The organism is Saccharomonospora marina XMU15, from assembly GCF_000244955.1.
Lineage (GTDB): Bacteria > Actinomycetota > Actinomycetes > Mycobacteriales > Pseudonocardiaceae > Saccharomonospora_A > Saccharomonospora_A marina.
Genome location: NZ_CM001439.1, coordinates 760,304 through 777,666, shown reverse-complemented (window position 1 = coordinate 777,666; position 17,363 = coordinate 760,304). Strand labels below are relative to the sequence as shown.

Below are 17,363 nucleotides of genomic sequence, written 5' to 3'. Positions count from 1 at the left end.
TGAGCGGCCGCACCAGCGCCGCGGCGGCCGCATATCGACCGCGCGCGCCCAGCAACACGGCCGCCAACCACTGCGATCGCGGCGTCGTGGCGGCGGCCAACGCTCGGTCGGTGATCGCGGGCGCGTCGCCGAACGCGGCGCGGCGCAACGCGGGTTCGCTCAAAGGCACGGATCCATCGTCGCCGAGTACGACCGGGTGAAGGGCGTGGGCCTCGGATGCGCGGTGCGTGAGCATGGAACAAGGGCACGCTATTCCCACGTAGATCAATATCCGCAGCCGAAAACGAAGATCAAAAAGGGCTTCGTTCTGCTATTGGACCTCACACGGTTGGGTGAGACCACTAACGGCTGAATTGATCCCAAGCCCTTGAACAACAGTTCTCGCACTTCTAGCGTTACGGCCGTTGCACCAAATGGAGTAGTCGCACAGGTACAACTGCATGAATCCGGCCGCGTGGGGCCGGATATCGGAGGCGGTCAACGATGGCAGACACGCGCAGACTCCCTGGCCCGAACGCGGATGTTTGGGACTGGCAACTGGAGGGGGCATGCAGGGGGATGGACAGCGGTTCTTTCTTTCACCCTGACGGGGAAAGGGGGCCGGCGAGAGCAAGGCGGGAGGCACGGGCCAAGGCGATCTGCCATACCTGCCCTGTGCTGCGGATTTGCCGGGAACACGCGCTCGCGGTGCACGAGCCGTACGGCATCTGGGGCGGCCTTTCGGAATCGGAACGGGAGACAATCATCAGATCGCAGAAGCGCACGTTGACCCTGACAGGCAACTAGTCGTATCCGCCAAAACGGAGGGCACCCGTGGGGGGATGCCCTCCGTTTTGCATTTGCGTGCTCGCGCGCGTCCCGAACCGCAGTTAGCCCGCGAAACGCGCTCGGCGAACCAGGGCCGAAACGGACGGGGCGGCACCCGCTCGGCGGGTGCCGCCCCGTTGTGGTGGCTGTCGCGCGGCCGACACTCAGTGGGAGTGGCCGTGCCCGTGCCCGTTGTCCTCTTCCTCTTCCGGCTTGTCCACAACGGAACTCTCCGTGGTGAGCACGAGCCGAGCGATGGAAGCGGCGTTGGCGACGGCGGAGCGCGTCACCTTCACCGGGTCCACGATGCCCGCCGCGAGCAGGTCGGTGAGCTCACCGGTGGCGGCGTTGAAGCCCTGCCCCCAGCTCTGCTCCTGGACCTTCGACACGATGACGGGGCCCTCGTAGCCCGCGTTGTTGGCGATCCACCGCAACGGCGCGACCAGCGCCTCACGGACGATCTTCACGCCGGTCGCCTCGTCGCCGCTGAGGCCGAGCCCGCTCTCCAGTTCCTTGGCCGCGTGCACCAGTGCGGAACCGCCGCCGGGCACGATGCCCTCCTCGACGGCTGCCTTGGTGGAGGCCACGGCGTCCTCGATACGGTGCTTGCGCTCGTTGAGTTCGGTCTCGGTGGCCGCACCGACCTTGATGACCGCGACCCCGCCACCGAGCTTGGCAAGGCGCTCCTGCAGCTTCTCCCTGTCCCAGTCGGAGTCGGTGGTCTCGATCTCCTTGCGGATCTGGGCGATACGCGCGTCGATGTCGGCCTTGGTGCCCGCACCGTCCACGATGGTGGTGGTGTCCTTGGTGACCTCGATGCGCCTGGCCTTGCCCAGCACGTCGATCCCCACCTCGGAAAGCTTCAGGCCCACCTCGCCGGAGATGACCTCTGCGCCGGTGACGACGGCGAGGTCGTCGAGGAACGCCTTGCGGCGGTCACCGAAGAACGGTGCCTTGACCGCCACCGCGGTGATCGTCTTGCGCAGCGCATTGACCACCAGAGTCGACAGCGCCTCACCCTCGACGTCCTCGGCGATGATCAGCAACGGCTTCTTGGCCTCCGCCACCTTCTCCAGCAGCGGGAGCAGGTCGGCCAGCGCCGAGATCTTCTCCCGGTGCAGCAGCACGTAGGCGTCCTCGAGGATCGCCCGCTGCTCCTCCGCGTTGGTCGCGAAGTGCGCCGAGATGAAGCCCTTGTCGAACTGCACGCCCTCGGTGATGGACAGTTCGGTGGCCAGCGTGGAGGACTCCTCCACGGTGATCACACCATCCTCACCGACCTTCTCCACGGCCTCACCCAGCAACGCGCCGATGTTGGCGTCGCGCGAGGTGACGGTGCCCACCTGGGCGATGTTGTCGCGGCCCTTGACCGGCGTCGCCCTGTCCTTGAGCACCTCGATGATCTTGTCGGCCGCGGCTTCGATGCCCTTGCCGAGCGCGGTCGGGTTGGCGCCTGCGGCAACGTTGCGCAGGCCGACGGACACCAGCGCCTGTGCGAGCACGGTCGCCGTTGTGGTGCCGTCCCCCGCGACGTCGTTCGTCTTCGTCGCGACGTTCTTCGCCAGTTGCGCACCGAGGTTCTCGAACGGGTCGTCCAGCTCGATCTCACGCGCGACCGTGACGCCGTCGAGCGTGATCGTGGGGCCACCGAACTTCTTGTCCAGCACGACGTGCCTACCGCGTGGCCCGAGGGTCACCTTGACAGCGTCGGCGAGCTTGTCGACGCCGCGTTCGAGCGCTCTACGAGCGTCCTCGTCGAAGTTGATCTGCTTTGGCATTGCGAACCCTCTCTCCGTACACGCGAAACGCCCCGGCCCCCGGCTTGCGCGGGGCCCGGGGCGTTATCGCGTACGCAGGTCGTCAGTTGATGACGGCCAGCACATCGCGGGCGGACAGGATCAAGTAGTCCTCACCGTTGTACTTGACCTCGGTGCCGCCGTACTTGGAGTAGATGACGACGTCGCCTTCCTTGACGTCCATCGGGACGCGGTTGCCCTTGTCGTCGATGCGGCCCGGGCCGACGGCCAGGACCTTGCCCTCCTGGGGCTTTTCCTTCGCGGTGTCGGGGATGACGAGGCCGGACGCCGTCGTCTCCTCGGCCTCACTCGTCTGGACAACGATCTTGTCCTCGAGCGGCTTGATGTTCACGCTCACCGGATTGACCTCCACGGGTCCGTCGAAAGCGTTGGCAGGTACCTAGTTGGGTACGGCTCCTACCACCCCGCCGTCGCGGGTGCCGGGGCGTGTGCGGTGCCGTGCGATTAGCACTCTACTGACTCGAGTGCTAGCCGCGCAACCAGGGCCGAGATCGGGCGATTCGCACCTACTCAACGTTCATCGACTGCTCACTCGCAAGGGCAACAGCTGTCACCCTGCCAATGCAGGCTGTGCTGGTTCTGGCTGGTAGACAGCACGTTGGGAGTCAACCCGTGCCCGCATCAGGTGACAATCAGTCTTTCACTTCAACACGCCGTCATGTACTCGTAGGAGGGGCCGCGGTCGGGGCCGCGGTGCTCGCCACGACCCTGCCGAGCACCGTGGCAGCAGCCGCACCGTCCCCAGTCCGTCCCGGCACCCGCGACGGCGACCCCTTCACCCTCGGCGTCGCATCCGGCGAGCCGGACAACCACAGCGTGGTGCTGTGGACCCGCCTCGCCCGCGACCCGCTGGCCGAGGACGGACTCGGTGGCATGGGATCGCGCACCGTCGAGGTCGACTGGGAGATCGCGCGTGACGAGCGGTTCCGGCACATCGTGCGCCGCGGCCAGGAGCGCACCGGTCCCGACGCAGGCTTCTCGGTGCACGCCGAGGTCGCGGGCCTGGCACCCGGGCGCGAGTACTTCTACCGGTTCCGCTACGGCCGCCACGTCTCCCGGCCCGGCCGCACCCGCACCGCACCGCCGATCGGGGTTCTCGGCTCCGGGCTCACGATGAGCTTCGCGTCCTGCTCGCAGTACGAGCACGGCTACTTCACCGCCTACCGGCACCTCGCCGCCGACGAGCCGGACCTGGTGCTGCACCTCGGCGACTACATCTACGAGTACCGGCCGCAGGTCTACATCTCCCCCGACGGCAACGTCCGCGACCACGCGGGACCTGAGACCGAGACGCTGGCCAACTACCGGCAGCGCCACGCGCAGTACCGGACCGACGCCGACCTGCAGGCAGCGCACGCCGTCGCCCCGTGGCTGGTCGTGCCCGACGACCACGAGGTCGACAACAACTGGGCGGGTGACATTCACGAGAAGCCGGAGATTCCGCAGCCCAACTTCCTACAGCGCAGGGCGAACGCCTTCCGGGCGTACTACGAGAACATGCCGCTGCGCCGCCGCAACATGCCGCAGGGCTCCCACATCCGGCTCTACCGATCGATCGCCTGGGGCTCGCTGGCCAACTTCCACATGCTCGACACCAGGCAGTACCGCGACGACCAGGCATGCGGCGACGGCTGGAAGGTCTGCGAGGACTCCGCCGATCCCGCCAGGACGATCACGGGCGCCGACCAGGAGGCCTGGCTGCTCGAGCAGTTCCGCCGCTCGCGCGCTCGCTGGGACGTGCTCGGCCAGCAGGTGTTCTTCGCACGCAGGGTCAGCGGCTCCGGCGCCAACAGCATGGACGCCTGGGACGGCTACAAGGGTTCCCAGGAGCGCATCGCCGAAGGGTGGTTGGAGGCGGGCGTGCGCAACCCCGTGGTCCTCACCGGCGACGTGCACACCCACTGGGCGAACGAGTTGAAGGAGAACTACGCCGACCCGGACAGCAGGGTGGTCGGCAGCGAACTGGTGACCAGTTCCATCACCTCGGGAGGCAACGGCGCCGACTCCGACCCGGCCGACGACCCCAACCTGCGCCGCAACCCGCACATCAAGTTCCGCAACGCGCAGCGCGGCTACGTGCGCACGCGCATCACCCGCGAGGAGATGCGCGCGGATTTCCGAGTGGTGGAGCGAGTCACCGAGCCGGGCTCGCCGGTGCGTACCCGGGCCTCCTTCGTGATCGCCGACCGTCACCCCGGGCTTTCGCAGGTGCAGCCCGGCTGATCACAGGGACACGGTGCTGACCGGCAACGCCGGATTGGCTGAGAGGTCCATGGCGCTCGGTGCGCAACCAGCCGCTACCACGTGCGCACCGAGCGCCGCGATCATCGCCCCGTTGTCGGTGCACAACCGAGGCCGGGGTACGCGAAGTTCGATCCCCGCCTCGGCACACCGCTGCCTGGCCAGCGCCGAAAGGCGGGAGTTCGCGGCCACCCCGCCGGAGATGACGAGGGTCCCGATGCCGGACTCGGTCGCGGCCCGCACGGCTTTCGCCGTGAGCACATCCGCGACCGCCTCTTGGAAGGAAGCGGCCACGTCGGCGACCGGCACCTGCTCGCCACGTGACTCCGTGGCCTCCACCCACCGCGCCACCGCCGTCTTCAACCCGGAGAAGGAGAAGTCGAACTTCGCGTCGCGGGGGCCTGTCATGCCGCGCGGGAACGCGATCGCCTGCGCGTCACCGCTCTTGGCCGCCTTGTCGATGGGTGGGCCGCCGGGATAGGGCAGCCCGAGAAGCCTGGCGACCTTGTCGTACGCCTCGCCTGCCGCGTCGTCAACGGTGGAGCCGATCTCGGTGATCTTCGACGCGATGTGGTCGACCCGGAGCAGCTGGGTATGGCCGCCCGAGACCAGCAACGCCAGGCACGGCGAAGGCAGTGGCCCGTGCTCCAGCGTGTCGACAGCGATGTGGCCCGCGAGGTGGTTGACGCCGTACAGCGGCACGTCGAGCGCAGCCGCGTATGCCTTGGCCGCCGCCACGCCGACGAGGAGCGCGCCGGCCAGGCCCGGCCCGACCGTAACCGCGACCGCGTCCACGTCGGACAGTTCCAGGCCGGCGCTTTCGAAAGCGCGACGAACGGTCGGCGCCATCGCCTCGAGGTGAGCCCTGCTCGCCACCTCCGGGACGACACCACCGAAGCGGGCGTGCTCCTCCACGCTGGAGGCCACCTCGTCGGCCAGCAGTTCCACAGTGCCGTCGTCGTGCAGCCGCACGAGACCGACACCGGTCTCGTCGCAGGAAGTCTCGACTCCCATGATGATCGATGGCATCAGCCTGCCACCTCCTGTGTGCCACCGGCCTGCCGCAACATCGTGTAGGCGTCGGCGCCCGAGGGCTGGTAGTAGCGTTTGCGCAGGCCGATCCGGCTGAAGCCGTGTCGCTCGTAGAGCCTGATGGCCGGCTCGTTGTCGGTGCGAACCTCGAGGGTCACCGGCGCCTTCAGCTGATCGGCTCTCTCCAGCAGCGCACGCAACAGCATGGTTCCGATGCCCTGCCCCTGGAAGTCGGGATGCACGCCGATGGTATGCACGCCGGCCTCCCAGTCCCCCGGTGTGCCCGCCACCGCAAGGCCCGCATATCCGGCCAGTTGGTCATCATCGGTGAGTGCGGCCAGGTAGTAGCCACCCGCCTGCAGTTCTGCGTGGAAGCCGCTCGCGCTCCACGGTGAGTCACCGGCGAACAGGATCCGTTCCAACTCGACACAGCGGCGGATGTGCTTGCCGCGCAGCGGCTCGAGCCTCACGGCACGGTCACCCGCTTTCGCGCGCCCGGCTGCGCGACGTCCGGCCTGCGCAGGTAGAGGGGGGTCAACGGTGCGGCCGGTTCACCGCTGAACAGCGCTTCGCCCGCTGCCCTGACCAGGCCACGTGGGCTGGGGTGAGCGTGTTCGACGCGTTCGGTGAACGATGTGTCGAGATCGGCGGGCCGGTCGACGTTCGGACCGTCGGTACGGGTGCCCGCCCGGTCGTAGGCCGCCCAGTAGACCTCGCGGCGCCGCGCATCTGTGATGACGAGGAAGGGTCCATCGGCGTCCACCGCCGCGGCGATGGCGTCGAGGCTGCAGACCGGATGGGCGGGGATGTCCAGAGCGTGCGACAGGGCGGCGGCGGTGACCATGCCCGCGCGAAGTCCGGTGTACGGTCCGGGACCCACCCCGCACACGATGGCGTCAAGGTGGTCGAGCCTCGCCCCCGCCTCGTGGAGGGCGTCCATGACATGCGGGGTGAGCAACTCGCCGTGGGCTCGAGCATCGACCGTGACCCGCTCGGCAAGCGCGTCGAGTCTGTCGGAGCGCACGTCGACGACACCTGCGGTGACCGCGGACGTCGCAGTGTCGATGGCGAGTACGAGCACCCTTCGAGCCTACGACCGACCGGTGAACGAACGCCGAGCACCCGCCGTGACCGCGACCACGGTTAGCGGGCTAATCGTGGTACTTGCATACGCTAAGCGATGCGAGCCCCAGGTCGGTTGCGGGTCCCGACCACCGTTAGCCCGCTAAACGCGGTTCGGCCGGTGCGGCGGGCGTGCGGGAGGCCGCCTCGGCGGGCGGGCATCATGGTCGCCGTGGCCCCGGTCGTGGCGCGGGATCGTGCCGAACACTGGCGGCTCCTGAGAACGACCGAAGGACGAGGAGACCGGTGACCGTGCTCTTTCCCGCCGTGCAGGCGGCGAACGCCAAGGAAGCGCTGCGCTTCGGTGACAGGACACTTACCTACGCCGATCTCGCCCGCGTAGCGGGTGCACTGGCGCACCGGCTGCGCCGGTTGGACCACGAGCGACCACGGGTCGCCATCTGGGCCACCCCGAGCCTGGAGACCAGCGTGGCGACCGTGGCCGCGCTGCTCGCCGGCGTGCCTGCCGTGCCGATCAATCCGAAAGCGGGCGAGCGGGAACTGGCGCACATCGTGTCCGACAGTGCCCCCGCCCTGGTGCTGACACCACCGGGTGCCGACCTGCCTTCGGGAATGCACGGCGTCACCCGCGAAGACGTCAGCTTCGAGGGCTGCACGAGTGAGGTGCCCGCGGAGCTCGACGACGAGACCCCCGCACTGATCGTGTACACGTCGGGCACGACCGGTCCACCAAAGGGAGTCGTGCTGCCGCGCAGGGCCATCGCGAGCACGCTCGACGCCCTCGAAGACGCGTGGCAGTGGACGGCCGACGACGTGCTGGTGCACGCGCTGCCGTTGTTCCACGTACACGGCTTGATCCTCGGCATCCTCGGCCCGCTTCGCCGCGGGGGCAGCGTGCACCACATCGGCCGGTTCTCCACCCAGCGGATCGCCACCGAGCTCGCAGGCGAGGCCACCATGATGTTCGGTGTTCCGACGATGTATCACCGCATCGCTTCCGAGATCGCCACCGACCACGCGCTGGCGAACGCTCTGCGTGGCGCCCGGCTGCTGGTGTCCGGATCAGCGGCCCTTCCGTTGCGCGATCACCAACTGATCACCGAGGCCACCGGGCAACAGGTCGTCGAGCGCTACGGCATGACCGAGACACTCATGAGCACCAGCGTCCGGGCCGACGGGCCACGCAAAGCCGGCACCGTCGGACCGCCGCTGCGCGATGTCGAACTGCGGCTGATCGACGAGGACGGCAACACTGTGCGACTCGGTGACACGCAAACCGTCGGCGAAATCCAGGTACGCGGGCCCAACCTGTTCACCGGGTACCTGAACCGACCCGACGCGACAGCCGAGGCCTTCGACGGCGACTGGTTCCGCACCGGCGACATGGCCACCCGGGATGCCGACGGTTACGTGCGCATCGTCGGCCGGAAGGCCACCGACCTCATCAAGAGCGGCGGATACAAGATCGGCGCGGGAGAGATCGAGAACGCGCTGCTCGAACACCCCGGCGTCGCCGAGGTCGCCGTCACCGGTGAGCCTGACCCCGACCTCGGTGAGCGCATCGTTGCCTGGGTCGTGCCCAGCGGCGACGGCGCGGTGCGGGAGACGGAACTGGTCGACCACGTCGCCAGGCTGCTCACACCGCACAAACGCCCCCGCGCGGTGCATTTCCTCGACGCGCTACCACGCAATCACATGGGCAAGGTCATGAAGCGAGCGCTCGATGCCTGAACAGCGCACACGCGGTGCTCACCGTGGCAGGGTCATGGAGCCGGCCGAACCGGCAGTCGCAGACGACAATTAGCCCGCTGAACGCGCATCGCCGCCGGCGGTCGCACGACAATCAGCCCGCTAAACGCGCCTCACCGACGGCAGCCCCACCACGATCAGCCCGCTAAACGCGCTTGCGGTGCCCGCTCGGTCCAGTTGCCATGGGGTTCGAGGCTGACGACCCGTACGTCGTCAGGTCGGCGGCCGAGACGCACCACGAGGTAGTCCTCCGAGAGGCGTTCGGCCAGCCCTTCTCCCCACTCCACCACGATCGCGGCTCGCTCGAGATCGGTGTCCAGGTCGAGGTCGTCGAGTTGGGAAAGGTCACCACCGAGCCGATAGGCGTCCACATGCACCAGTGGTACGCCCGAATCACCAGCCGGGTGCACCCGAGCGAGCACGAAGGTCGGCGAGCTGACGCGGCCGCAGACCCCCATCCCTTCCGCGACGCCCCTGGTCATCGTCGTCTTGCCCGCCCCGAGCGGTCCCGCGAGTAACACCAGGTCTCCCGCTCGAAGCAGTCGTCCCAATGAACGTCCGAACCGGACCGTGTCCTCGGGCGACGGTAGCTCGAAACTCACCTGCGCCACCAGAAGATCCTCCGCGTCGATCTCTTGCTCCGCGCATCCGAGCACGACCGAACCAGCTGCCGGAGATGATCGTTGACCAGTTCCGGTCGCTCCAGATGCACCATATGTCCCGCATCCTCGACCCGCACGAGCCGCGCCTGTGGTAGCTCGGCGGCCATGCGCTCGGCGTGTGCGAACGGCGTGATCCGGTCGGCTTCGGCGCCCACGACGAGCACCTGCGCGTGCTTCAGCCCCGCGAGCGCGGCATAACGGTTGTGACTGCCGAGTGTCTCGGCGAAGCCGACCAACTGCCGCACCGAAGACACTCGCAGCATCTCCTGCATGAAGTCGACCAGTTCCGGACTGACCTCACCCTTGCCGAACGCAAGCCTGCGCACCGCGTGTCTGGTGAGCTGACCGCCCGCCGCACGTAGGAACTCCACAAGCCCGGGCTGCCAGCCCGCCAGTTCACCAACCCCACGGGTGACGGGGTTGTACTTGGACAGCAGCGACCTGCCCAGCCCGTGGCTGCCAACCTCGCCCGCGGCAGTCGCGATGAGCGCGACGCCGCGGACGCGTTCGCGGAACAGTTCGGGCTGCTTCTGCGCCAGTTCCATGATCACCATGCCGCCCATGGAGTGGCCTGCCAGTACGAGCGCTCCGTCTGGAGCCACGGCACGGATGACCGCGTGCAGGTCGTCCGCGAGTTGTTCGATCGTGCTCGTGTCCGCCTGCGAGGGCGCCGACTCCCCGTGTCCTCTGTGGTCGTAATAGATCTGGCGCACCCTCGGCGACCGCAATGAAGCGAAGCCGCGCCGCTGGAACCGCCAACTCCGCCTCGACAGAGCGAAGCCGTGCACACCGACCACGGTCACCACCGCACGCTTGCCGCTTGGTGGATCGATCTCTTCCACCACCAACGGCGCGCCGTCGTCGGCCGCGACGGTGGAGACCCGGCCTGCCGGTTCGTCCAACGTCAACTCGTGGGCACGTACTCCCTCCGCGCTCATCGCCGCCCGGCCTCCCCAATGAAGCGGCGTCTCACCCTCGGCCGGTACATCCCGGTGACGATCTCGTAGTCGATCGTGCCGATGGTTTCTGCCCACTCGGTGGCCGTGGGCTCGCCCACCTCGCCGGTTCCGAACAGCACAACCTCTGCACCCAGTGGTGGTTCGTCGTCGCCGCAGTCGACCACCAACTGGTCCATGCAGACCCTGCCGACCACAGGCCTGCGGCTTCCCCAGAGCCAGACACTCATCCGGCCGGAGAGGGTTCGTGGCACGCCGTCGGCGTAGCCGACCGGAACGAGAGCCAGTGTGGTGTCCCTGCGGGCGGTCCAAGTGTGTCCGTAGGAGACCGACTCCCCCGCTTCGATCCGCTTCGTGAGGACGACGCTCGAACGGAAGGTCATCGCGGGCCGTAGTTGCTCGGGCTGCGCGACCGGGTTGAGTCCGTACACGGCGATACCGGGCCGCACGATGTCGAAGTGCAGGTCGGGCCTGGTGAGTGTGGCCGCCGAGTTGGCAAGGTGTCGCAGCGGCCGCAGCCCTGCCTCGCGGGCAACGGCATAGGCGGTCGCGAAACGATTCGCCTGCATGTCGATGGATGGGTGCCCCGGCTCGTCTGCACAGGCCAGGTGTGACCAGATCGCGACGACGTCCACGTCCGGTTCGGCCGCCGCGGCCTTCACCAGGTCCGGCCACGCGTACGCTGGGCACCCGTTGCGGGAAAGGCCGGTGTCGATCTTCAGGTGAACACGGGCGGTACGGCCGGCCCTTCCGGCCGCATCGGCCACCCGCGCGAGTTCCTGAACGGAACTCACCGACAGCTCGATGTCGCTCGCGATGCCGGGGGTGAAGTCGACGCCGGTGGTGTCGAGCCAGCTCAACAGCCGCACCGTGATGCCCGCGTCGCGCAGGTCGAGCGCTTCGGCCAGGGATGCCGTGCCGAGCCAACTCGCACCGGCCTCAACCGCCGCACGGGCTACCGGTGCGGCGCCGTGGCCGTACCCGTCCGCCTTCACCACCGCCATCGTCTCGGCACCGGACTCGGCCGCGCGCGCGGCGAGCAGGCCGACGTTGTGCCTGACCGCCGACAAGTCGATCAGCACCTCGGCACGGGGTGGGTGCGCTGCGCTCATGATGTGGGAATTTTCCCATAGCGCGCTCAGACATCGTGCGCGCGTGCTCTCGCAGCGGCGTGCCGCCGCCTGATGCGCTCCCCCTCGTCGAGGTCCTCGGCTGTGGGTTCGGTCAACCGCAACACCGCGTCGGCCCGCCACCGCGGTGGCTCGTCGGTACCCGCCAGCGCCCACGCGGCCTGCCGGGCCGCACCGATCGCCACATGCTCGGCGGGTGGCGGGACCGCGACCGGAACGCCGAAGACGATCGGCGCGACGGCACGAACGCTCTCCGACTGCGCGGCGCCCCCGATGAGCAGCACCCTGCGCACCGTGATGCCGTGGGCACGCACGGCATCCAGCCCGGCAGCGAGCCCGCACAACATGCCTTCGACAGCGGCACGCGCCAGGTTCCGCGGCGTCATGTTCGCCCTGCGCAGCCCGTACAGCGAACCGGCGGCATCGGGCAGGTTGGGGGTGCGCTCGCCGTCGAGGTAGGGCAGCAGCGTCAGTCCGTCGGCGCCCGGTGGCGCGCTCAACGCGAGCCTGTCGAACTCGGCGAGGTCCACCCCAAGCATGGTGGAGGTCGCGGTGAGCACCCGTGCGGCGTTGAGCGTGCAGGCCAGCGGCAGGAAACGGCCGGTGGCGTCGGCGAACCCGGCGACGATGCCGGTGGGGTCGGCGGCGGGTGTCTCGCTGACACCGAACACCGTGCCGCTCGTACCCAGTGACACCACGACGTCGCCGTCTGCGGCCTCCAGCGCGAACGCGGCCGCCATGTTGTCACCGGTGCCCGCCGACACCAACTTGCCGTTGCCGGTGTATCCGGCAGGCTCCGCGGGCTGCAGAACCTTCGGTAGCTGAGGGTCACGACTACCGAAGGCGCGGCGCAAGATGTCAGTGCGGTAAGCACGTTTCGCGGGCGAAAAGTAGCCGGTGCCGGAGGCGTCGCCACGGTCGGTAACTGGTTCGCCGCCGACGAGGCGCCAGGTCAGCCAATCGTGCGGGAGCATGACCCGCGCCACGCGATCGGCAAGCTCGGGTTCGTGCTCGGCGAGCCAACGCAACTTCGTGACGGTGAAGCTGGCCACCGGAACGGAGCCGACGGCCTCGGCCCACGCCTGCCCGCCGCCGAGTTCCTCGGTGAGGTCGGCGGCGGCCTTGGCGGAACGGGTGTCGTTCCACAGCAACGCGGGTCGCACGACGTCGCCGCGCTCGTCGACGGTCACCATGCCGTGTTGCTGCCCGGCCACGCCGATGGCGGACACACCGTCCAGCAACCCGCCGCTGGCGGCTTCGAACGCGTCCCACCACTGGCGAGGATCCACCTCCGTGGCGTCGGGGTGCTCGGCCCGACCGGTGCGCACCACCTCGCCGGTGCGCGCGTCGCACACCATCACCTTGGTCGATTGGGTGGAGGAGTCGACCCCAGCGACCAGCACTTCGTCGTTGCCGTGCATCTCACCCAGCTTCCTTACTCGCCGAGCCGCGAAGTGAGTCGGTGCCGCAACCGCCGCCGGACACGGCTTCCGCATCGTCGTTCACCGGCTGTGACTCCCTGCCACCTCGATGGCCTGCCGCGCCCTTCATATCAGGAAGCAGCACCGTTGTTAACGCGTCAACCGGGTAAACGCCGCCTCCACCCCACGCCACGGAAACCGCGTTTCGCGGGCTAACCGTCGTTGCGGCGGCTAGAGTCGCCTCGCTGACCAGCGGAAGCGAGGAACCATGTACCTGCGCTATGTAGCCCTCGGTGACAGCCAGACCGAGGGGATCGGCGACGGTGACGAGGCCACCGGCTACCGCGGCTGGGCCGACCGGCTCGCGGAACGACTGGCTGCCCTCGATCACCGGCTGCACTACGCCAACCTCGCCGTCCGAGGCAGGTTGGCCGCGCAGGTACGGGCGGAGCAGCTCACGCCCGCCCTGCGGCTTCGACCCGATCTGGCGACCGTCGTAGCGGGCATGAACGACCTGATCCGTCGCGACTTCGATGCAGGCCGGGTGGCCGCCTGCCTGGAGGACATGTTCGCCGCACTCACCTCCAGCGGCGCCCACGTCGCCACCGTGACGTTCCCCGACATCGGCAGGATCGCCCCGCTGGCCCGCCCGCTGAGGCCCAGGGTGCTCGACCTCAACGCCCGTATCCGCGCTGCCGCGGCACGGCATTCGGTCACGGTCGTCGACACCTTCTTGCACCCGGTCACCACCGACCCCCGGCTGTGGAGCCCCGACCGGTTGCACGCGAGCCCACTCGGCCACGCCCGCATCGCGGACGCCTTCGCGCACGCGCTCGACCTCCCAGGCAGCGACCACTCCTGGTCCGACGCGCTACCCCCGCTTGCCGTACCGGGCCCGTGGCGTGCCGCGTGCGCGGAAGTGCGCTGGCTCGCGACGTTCGCCGCGCCCTGGCTTCGCCGCCGGATCGCCGGGCGTTCCTCCGGTGACGGACGCGACTGCAAACGGCCGTGCCTGGCACCGGTCAGCCAACGAGCGCTCGAACCTCCCGAAGCGCCTGCGGGATAGCGGCCAACACGCCCGATGCCGACACCGGCACACCCCTCGCCGCCAGCTCACCCGACCTGGCGTGCACGTCGGCTGCCACACCCGCGGCCAGCCACGGGTCCGAACCCGACGCCAGCAGCGCGCCGATGAGCCCGGAAAGCACGTCGCCGGAACCGGCCGTCGCCAGCCACGCGCCCCTGGGCTTGTTGACCAGAACCCGCCCATCCGGGTCCGCGACAAGTGTGCAGTGTCCTTTGAGCAACACCACCGCGTTGAACCGCCGGGCGGCCTCACGGACAGCAGCCACCCGATCGTGCCCTGGCGCCGCCCCGGTGAGCCGCTCGAACTCGCCGTCGTGCGGAGTCAGCACCAGCGGTGTATCCGGGTCGCGCGCATCCAGCACGTCGGGTTGCTGCGCGATGATCGTGATCGCGTCCGCGTCCGCGCACACCGGCACTGCCTGCCCGAGGGTGTAGGCCAGCACCTCCGTGCCTTCGCGACCGGTGCCTATACCGGGGCCCACCACCCAAGCCTGCACCCGGCCTGCATCGAAAACCGAACCGGTCGCCACCACTTCGGGCCAATGCGAGCGGACGACGTCCGCCGCCGGCCCGGCATAGCGCACCATGCCCGCCTTTCCCCGAACCGCGGCGGCGGCGGCGAGCACCGCGGCGCCCGGATAGGCCGCCGAGCCCGCCGCGACGCCCGTGACTCCCTGGGTGTACTTGTTGTCCGACGGCGTTGGCACGGGCCACGTGCTGGCGGTGTCGGCCGGGTCCAGCCGCAGCAGAGCGGGCTCCCCCAACTCACCGGTGAGCCCGATATCCACCAACGCGACATCGCCGCATCGCTGCGGGTTGAGAACATGCACCGGCTTGTACGCGCCGAAGGTCACTGTGCTGGTAGCGGTCACCACGGGGCCGTCGACGGCTCCGGTGTCGGGCTCCACGCCGCTGGGCAGGTCCACGGCGAGCACCGGGGCGCTCACCGTGTCGAGCAGGGCCGCCGCGTCCGGCCGCAGCGGCCCCTTGCCCGAAATCCCGACGATGCCGTCGATCACCAGATCGGCGTTGCCGGTCCATTCCGCGCACTCCGACGGCTCGAGCAGCCGTCCGCCCGTCCGCCTCAGTGCGGCAAGGCCGGCAGGATGAGCCTTGGTGGGGTTCAGCAGCACCGCCGCCACCCCCACGCCACGTCTGCGCAGGAACGCACCGGCCCACAGCGCGTCGCCGCCGTTGTTGCCCGCACCGACGAGCAACACCACGCGCCTGCCCTGCACGCCGCCGGTGTGCAGGGTGAGTAGTTCCGCCGCGCGGACAGCGACGCCGTAGGCGGCACGTCGCATCAACGCACCTTCCGGGACGCGGGCCAGCAGGCGGGTTTCGGCCGCCCGCACCTGTTCGGTGGTCCAGATACCTTGCACAGCGACCTGCCTATTCCACCGTCACCGACTTCGCCAGGTTCCTCGGCTTGTCGACGTCGTACCCCCGGCTCTTGGCGATCTCGGCGGCCAACACCTGCAGCGGCACGGTGGAAACCAGTGGCTGCAGCAAGGTCGGCACCGCGGGAACCTCGATGAGTTCGTCGGCGAAAGGACGCACCCGTTCGTCTCCCTCCTCGGCGACGACGATCGTCCGCGCACCGCGCGCCTGGATCTCGCTGATGTTGGACACCAGCTTGGCGTGCAATACCGCTCTGCCCTTCGGCGACGGCATCACGACCACGACGGGCAGGCCCTGTTCGATCAGCGCGATGGGGCCGTGCTTGAGTTCACCCGCCGCGAAACCCTCGGCGTGCATGTAGGCCAGTTCCTTGAGTTTGAGCGCCCCTTCGAGTGCCACGGGAAACCCGACGTGCCTGCCGAGGAAGAGTACGGCCTTGGAGTCGGCCATACGCCGGGCCAACTCCCTGACGTACTCCATCGTAGACAGTGCCTTATGGACCGCCGAGGGCATCGCCTCCAACTCGGCGAACTCGCGGGCCACCTCGTCGGGATACTTCGTGCCTCTTGCCTGCGCCAACGCGAGCCCGACAAGATAGTTGGCCGCGATCTGGGCAAGGAAAGCCTTGGTGGAGGCGACGCCGATCTCCGGGCCGGCGTGTGTGTAGAGCACCGCGTCCGACTCACGCGGGATCTGCGCGCCGTTGGTGTTGCAGACAGCCAGCACCCGGGCTTTCTGCTCACGAGCGTGCCGCACGGCCTCCAGCGTGTCAGCGGTCTCACCTGACTGCGACACCGCGACGACAAGGGTGTCGCGGTCGAGCACCGGGTCCCGGTAACGGAACTCGCTGGCCAGTTCCACCTCGACCGGCAACCGGCACCAATGCTCGATGGCGTACTTCGCGACGAGACCCGAGTGGTACGCCGAGCCACATGCGACGACGAAGACCTTGTCGACGTCACGCAGGTCCTGCTCGGAAAGCCGCTGCTCGTCGAGCACGACCCGGCCCGAGCGGAAGTGCCCGCGCAAGGTGTTGGCCAGCGCGTCCGGCTGTTCCTCGATCTCCTTCAGCATGAAGTACTCGTGACCGCCCTTTTCCGCGGCCGACAAGTCCCAGTCGACCGTGAACGGCTTGCCTTGCGCCGGTTCGCCTGCGAAGTCGGTGATCTCGTAGCCCTGTCGCGTGATGGTGACGACCTGGTCCTGGCCGAGTTCCACGGCTTCGCGGGTGTGCTCGATGAAGGCCGCGACGTCGGAGGCGACAAAGGTCTCGCCCGTGCCGACACCCACCACAAGAGGTGACGACCGGCGCGCGGCGACGACAAGGTCGGGCTGCTCGGCGTGGGTCACAACGAGGGTGAAGGCGCCCTCGAGGCGGCGACAGACGGAGCGCACGCTCGCCGGGAGGTCCCCCTTCGTCTCACCCTCGGTGTAGGCCTTGGCGACCAGGTGGGCGGCGGTCTCGGTGTCGGTGTCGCTGCGCAGTTCGACACCGAGATCCTCCAGTTCGGCACGCAACGAGGCGAAGTTCTCGATGATCCCGTTGTGCACGACGGCGACGCGCCCCTCGGCGTCGCGATGAGGGTGGGAGTTGCGGTCGATGGGTGCGCCATGGGTGGCCCAGCGGGTGTGGCCCATGCCGGCGGTACCGGCGAATCCGCTGCGGCCTGCGTCGTCGAGAGCGGCTTCGAGATTGGCAAGGCGACCAGCCTTGCGTTCGACGGTGAGATCACCGGACCCGGCCAGCACCGCGATTCCCGCGGAGTCGTAGCCGCGGTACTCCATTCGTCGCAGGCCGCCAAGGATTACTCCGAGTGCCTGCCGGTGGCCGACGTATCCCACGATTCCACACACGCCCATCAGCGTAACGACACAGTGTTACCACGCATCCTGGGCTCACGCTCACCGCGTTTTGCCCGCTAAACGCGCCCACGGGCACGGCACCGAACGCGTTTAGCGGGCAAACCGTTGTCGGCGG

15 protein-coding genes are annotated in these 17,363 nt (G+C 68.8%); 4 read left to right on the top strand and 11 right to left on the bottom strand.

Annotation, left to right across the window (positions count from 1 at the left end; genetic code table 11):
• Nucleotides 1-483: 483 nt before the first annotated feature.
• Nucleotides 484-786 carry a WhiB family transcriptional regulator gene (locus SACMADRAFT_RS03730; RefSeq protein ID WP_009152444.1) on the top strand — a complete coding sequence of 101 codons (303 nt, stop codon included), beginning with the start codon at nt 484-486 and terminating at the stop codon, nt 784-786.
• 185 nt (nt 787-971) lie between these two features.
• On the opposite strand, the gene groL is transcribed toward SACMADRAFT_RS03730, so the two are convergent.
• Nucleotides 972-2,585 carry a chaperonin GroEL gene (groL, locus tag SACMADRAFT_RS03725; protein ID WP_009152443.1) on the bottom strand — a complete coding sequence of 538 codons (1,614 nt, stop codon included), beginning with the start codon at nt 2,583-2,585 and terminating at the stop codon, nt 972-974.
• An 82-nt stretch (nt 2,586-2,667) separates the two neighbouring features.
• Entirely contained in the window at nt 2,668-2,961 is a 294-nt protein-coding gene (gene groES / locus SACMADRAFT_RS03720) for a co-chaperone GroES (RefSeq protein ID WP_009152442.1), read from the bottom strand.
• Nucleotides 2,962-3,185: 224 nt separating this feature from the next.
• Here groES and SACMADRAFT_RS03715 point away from each other — a divergent pair, with 224 nt between their 5' ends.
• Nucleotides 3,186-4,847, top strand: coding sequence for an alkaline phosphatase D family protein (locus SACMADRAFT_RS03715; protein ID WP_083840834.1), 1,662 nt, complete (start codon nt 3,186-3,188; stop codon nt 4,845-4,847).
• Here SACMADRAFT_RS03715 and tsaD read toward each other — a convergent pair whose 3' ends face one another.
• From tsaD to tsaB, 3 genes are read right to left on the bottom strand one after another with little or no spacing between them, the layout of a single operon-like run.
• On the bottom strand, nt 4,848-5,894 hold the full coding sequence (tsaD, locus tag SACMADRAFT_RS03710; RefSeq protein WP_009152440.1) for a tRNA (adenosine(37)-N6)-threonylcarbamoyltransferase complex transferase subunit TsaD: 1,047 nt from the start codon (nt 5,892-5,894) through the stop codon (nt 4,848-4,850).
• Entirely contained in the window at nt 5,894-6,367 is a 474-nt protein-coding gene (gene rimI, locus SACMADRAFT_RS03705) for a ribosomal protein S18-alanine N-acetyltransferase (protein WP_009152439.1), read from the bottom strand. Before rimI ends, tsaD begins: the two co-directional genes overlap by 1 nt.
• Nucleotides 6,364-6,978 (bottom strand): tRNA (adenosine(37)-N6)-threonylcarbamoyltransferase complex dimerization subunit type 1 TsaB, encoded by a 615-nt coding sequence (gene tsaB, locus SACMADRAFT_RS03700; RefSeq protein WP_009152438.1) that lies wholly within the window; start codon nt 6,976-6,978, stop codon nt 6,364-6,366. Before tsaB ends, rimI begins: the two co-directional genes overlap by 4 nt.
• Before the next feature lie 293 nt (nt 6,979-7,271).
• Between tsaB and SACMADRAFT_RS03695 the strand changes: the two genes are divergently transcribed.
• Nucleotides 7,272-8,711, top strand: a complete 1,440-nt coding sequence (locus SACMADRAFT_RS03695) for an acyl-CoA synthetase (RefSeq protein ID WP_009152437.1) — start codon at nt 7,272-7,274, stop codon at nt 8,709-8,711.
• Nucleotides 8,712-8,866: 155 nt separating this feature from the next.
• On the opposite strand, the gene tsaE is transcribed toward SACMADRAFT_RS03695, so the two are convergent.
• The 4 genes from tsaE to xylB are packed head-to-tail and all read right to left on the bottom strand — an operon-like array spanning nt 8,867 to nt 12,898.
• Entirely contained in the window at nt 8,867-9,340 is a 474-nt protein-coding gene (gene tsaE, locus SACMADRAFT_RS03690) for a tRNA (adenosine(37)-N6)-threonylcarbamoyltransferase complex ATPase subunit type 1 TsaE (RefSeq protein ID WP_009152436.1), read from the bottom strand.
• Complete coding sequence (locus tag SACMADRAFT_RS03685) at nt 9,328-10,329, bottom strand: alpha/beta fold hydrolase (protein WP_009152435.1); 1,002 nt, start codon at nt 10,327-10,329, stop codon at nt 9,328-9,330. Before SACMADRAFT_RS03685 ends, tsaE begins: the two co-directional genes overlap by 13 nt.
• Nucleotides 10,326-11,459 carry an alanine racemase gene (gene alr, locus SACMADRAFT_RS03680; protein ID WP_009152434.1) on the bottom strand — a complete coding sequence of 378 codons (1,134 nt, stop codon included), beginning with the start codon at nt 11,457-11,459 and terminating at the stop codon, nt 10,326-10,328. Before alr ends, SACMADRAFT_RS03685 begins: the two co-directional genes overlap by 4 nt.
• A 26-nt stretch (nt 11,460-11,485) precedes the next feature.
• Complete coding sequence (gene xylB / locus SACMADRAFT_RS03675) at nt 11,486-12,898, bottom strand: xylulokinase (RefSeq protein ID WP_009152433.1); 1,413 nt, start codon at nt 12,896-12,898, stop codon at nt 11,486-11,488.
• 268 nt (nt 12,899-13,166) lie between these two features.
• Here xylB and SACMADRAFT_RS03670 point away from each other — a divergent pair, with 268 nt between their 5' ends.
• Nucleotides 13,167-13,964 carry an SGNH/GDSL hydrolase family protein gene (locus tag SACMADRAFT_RS03670; RefSeq protein ID WP_009152432.1) on the top strand — a complete coding sequence of 266 codons (798 nt, stop codon included), beginning with the start codon at nt 13,167-13,169 and terminating at the stop codon, nt 13,962-13,964.
• On the opposite strand, the gene SACMADRAFT_RS03665 is transcribed toward SACMADRAFT_RS03670, so the two are convergent.
• Both SACMADRAFT_RS03665 and glmS read right to left on the bottom strand, forming a co-directional pair.
• Nucleotides 13,921-15,366, bottom strand: coding sequence for an NAD(P)H-hydrate dehydratase (locus SACMADRAFT_RS03665; protein WP_009152431.1), 1,446 nt, complete (start codon nt 15,364-15,366; stop codon nt 13,921-13,923). The two genes, SACMADRAFT_RS03670 and SACMADRAFT_RS03665, sit on opposite strands and share 44 nt — an antisense overlap.
• Nucleotides 15,367-15,376: 10 nt before the next feature.
• Entirely contained in the window at nt 15,377-17,239 is a 1,863-nt protein-coding gene (gene glmS / locus SACMADRAFT_RS03660) for a glutamine--fructose-6-phosphate transaminase (isomerizing) (RefSeq protein WP_040926067.1), read from the bottom strand.
• Between the last annotated feature and the right edge of the window lie 124 nt (nt 17,240-17,363).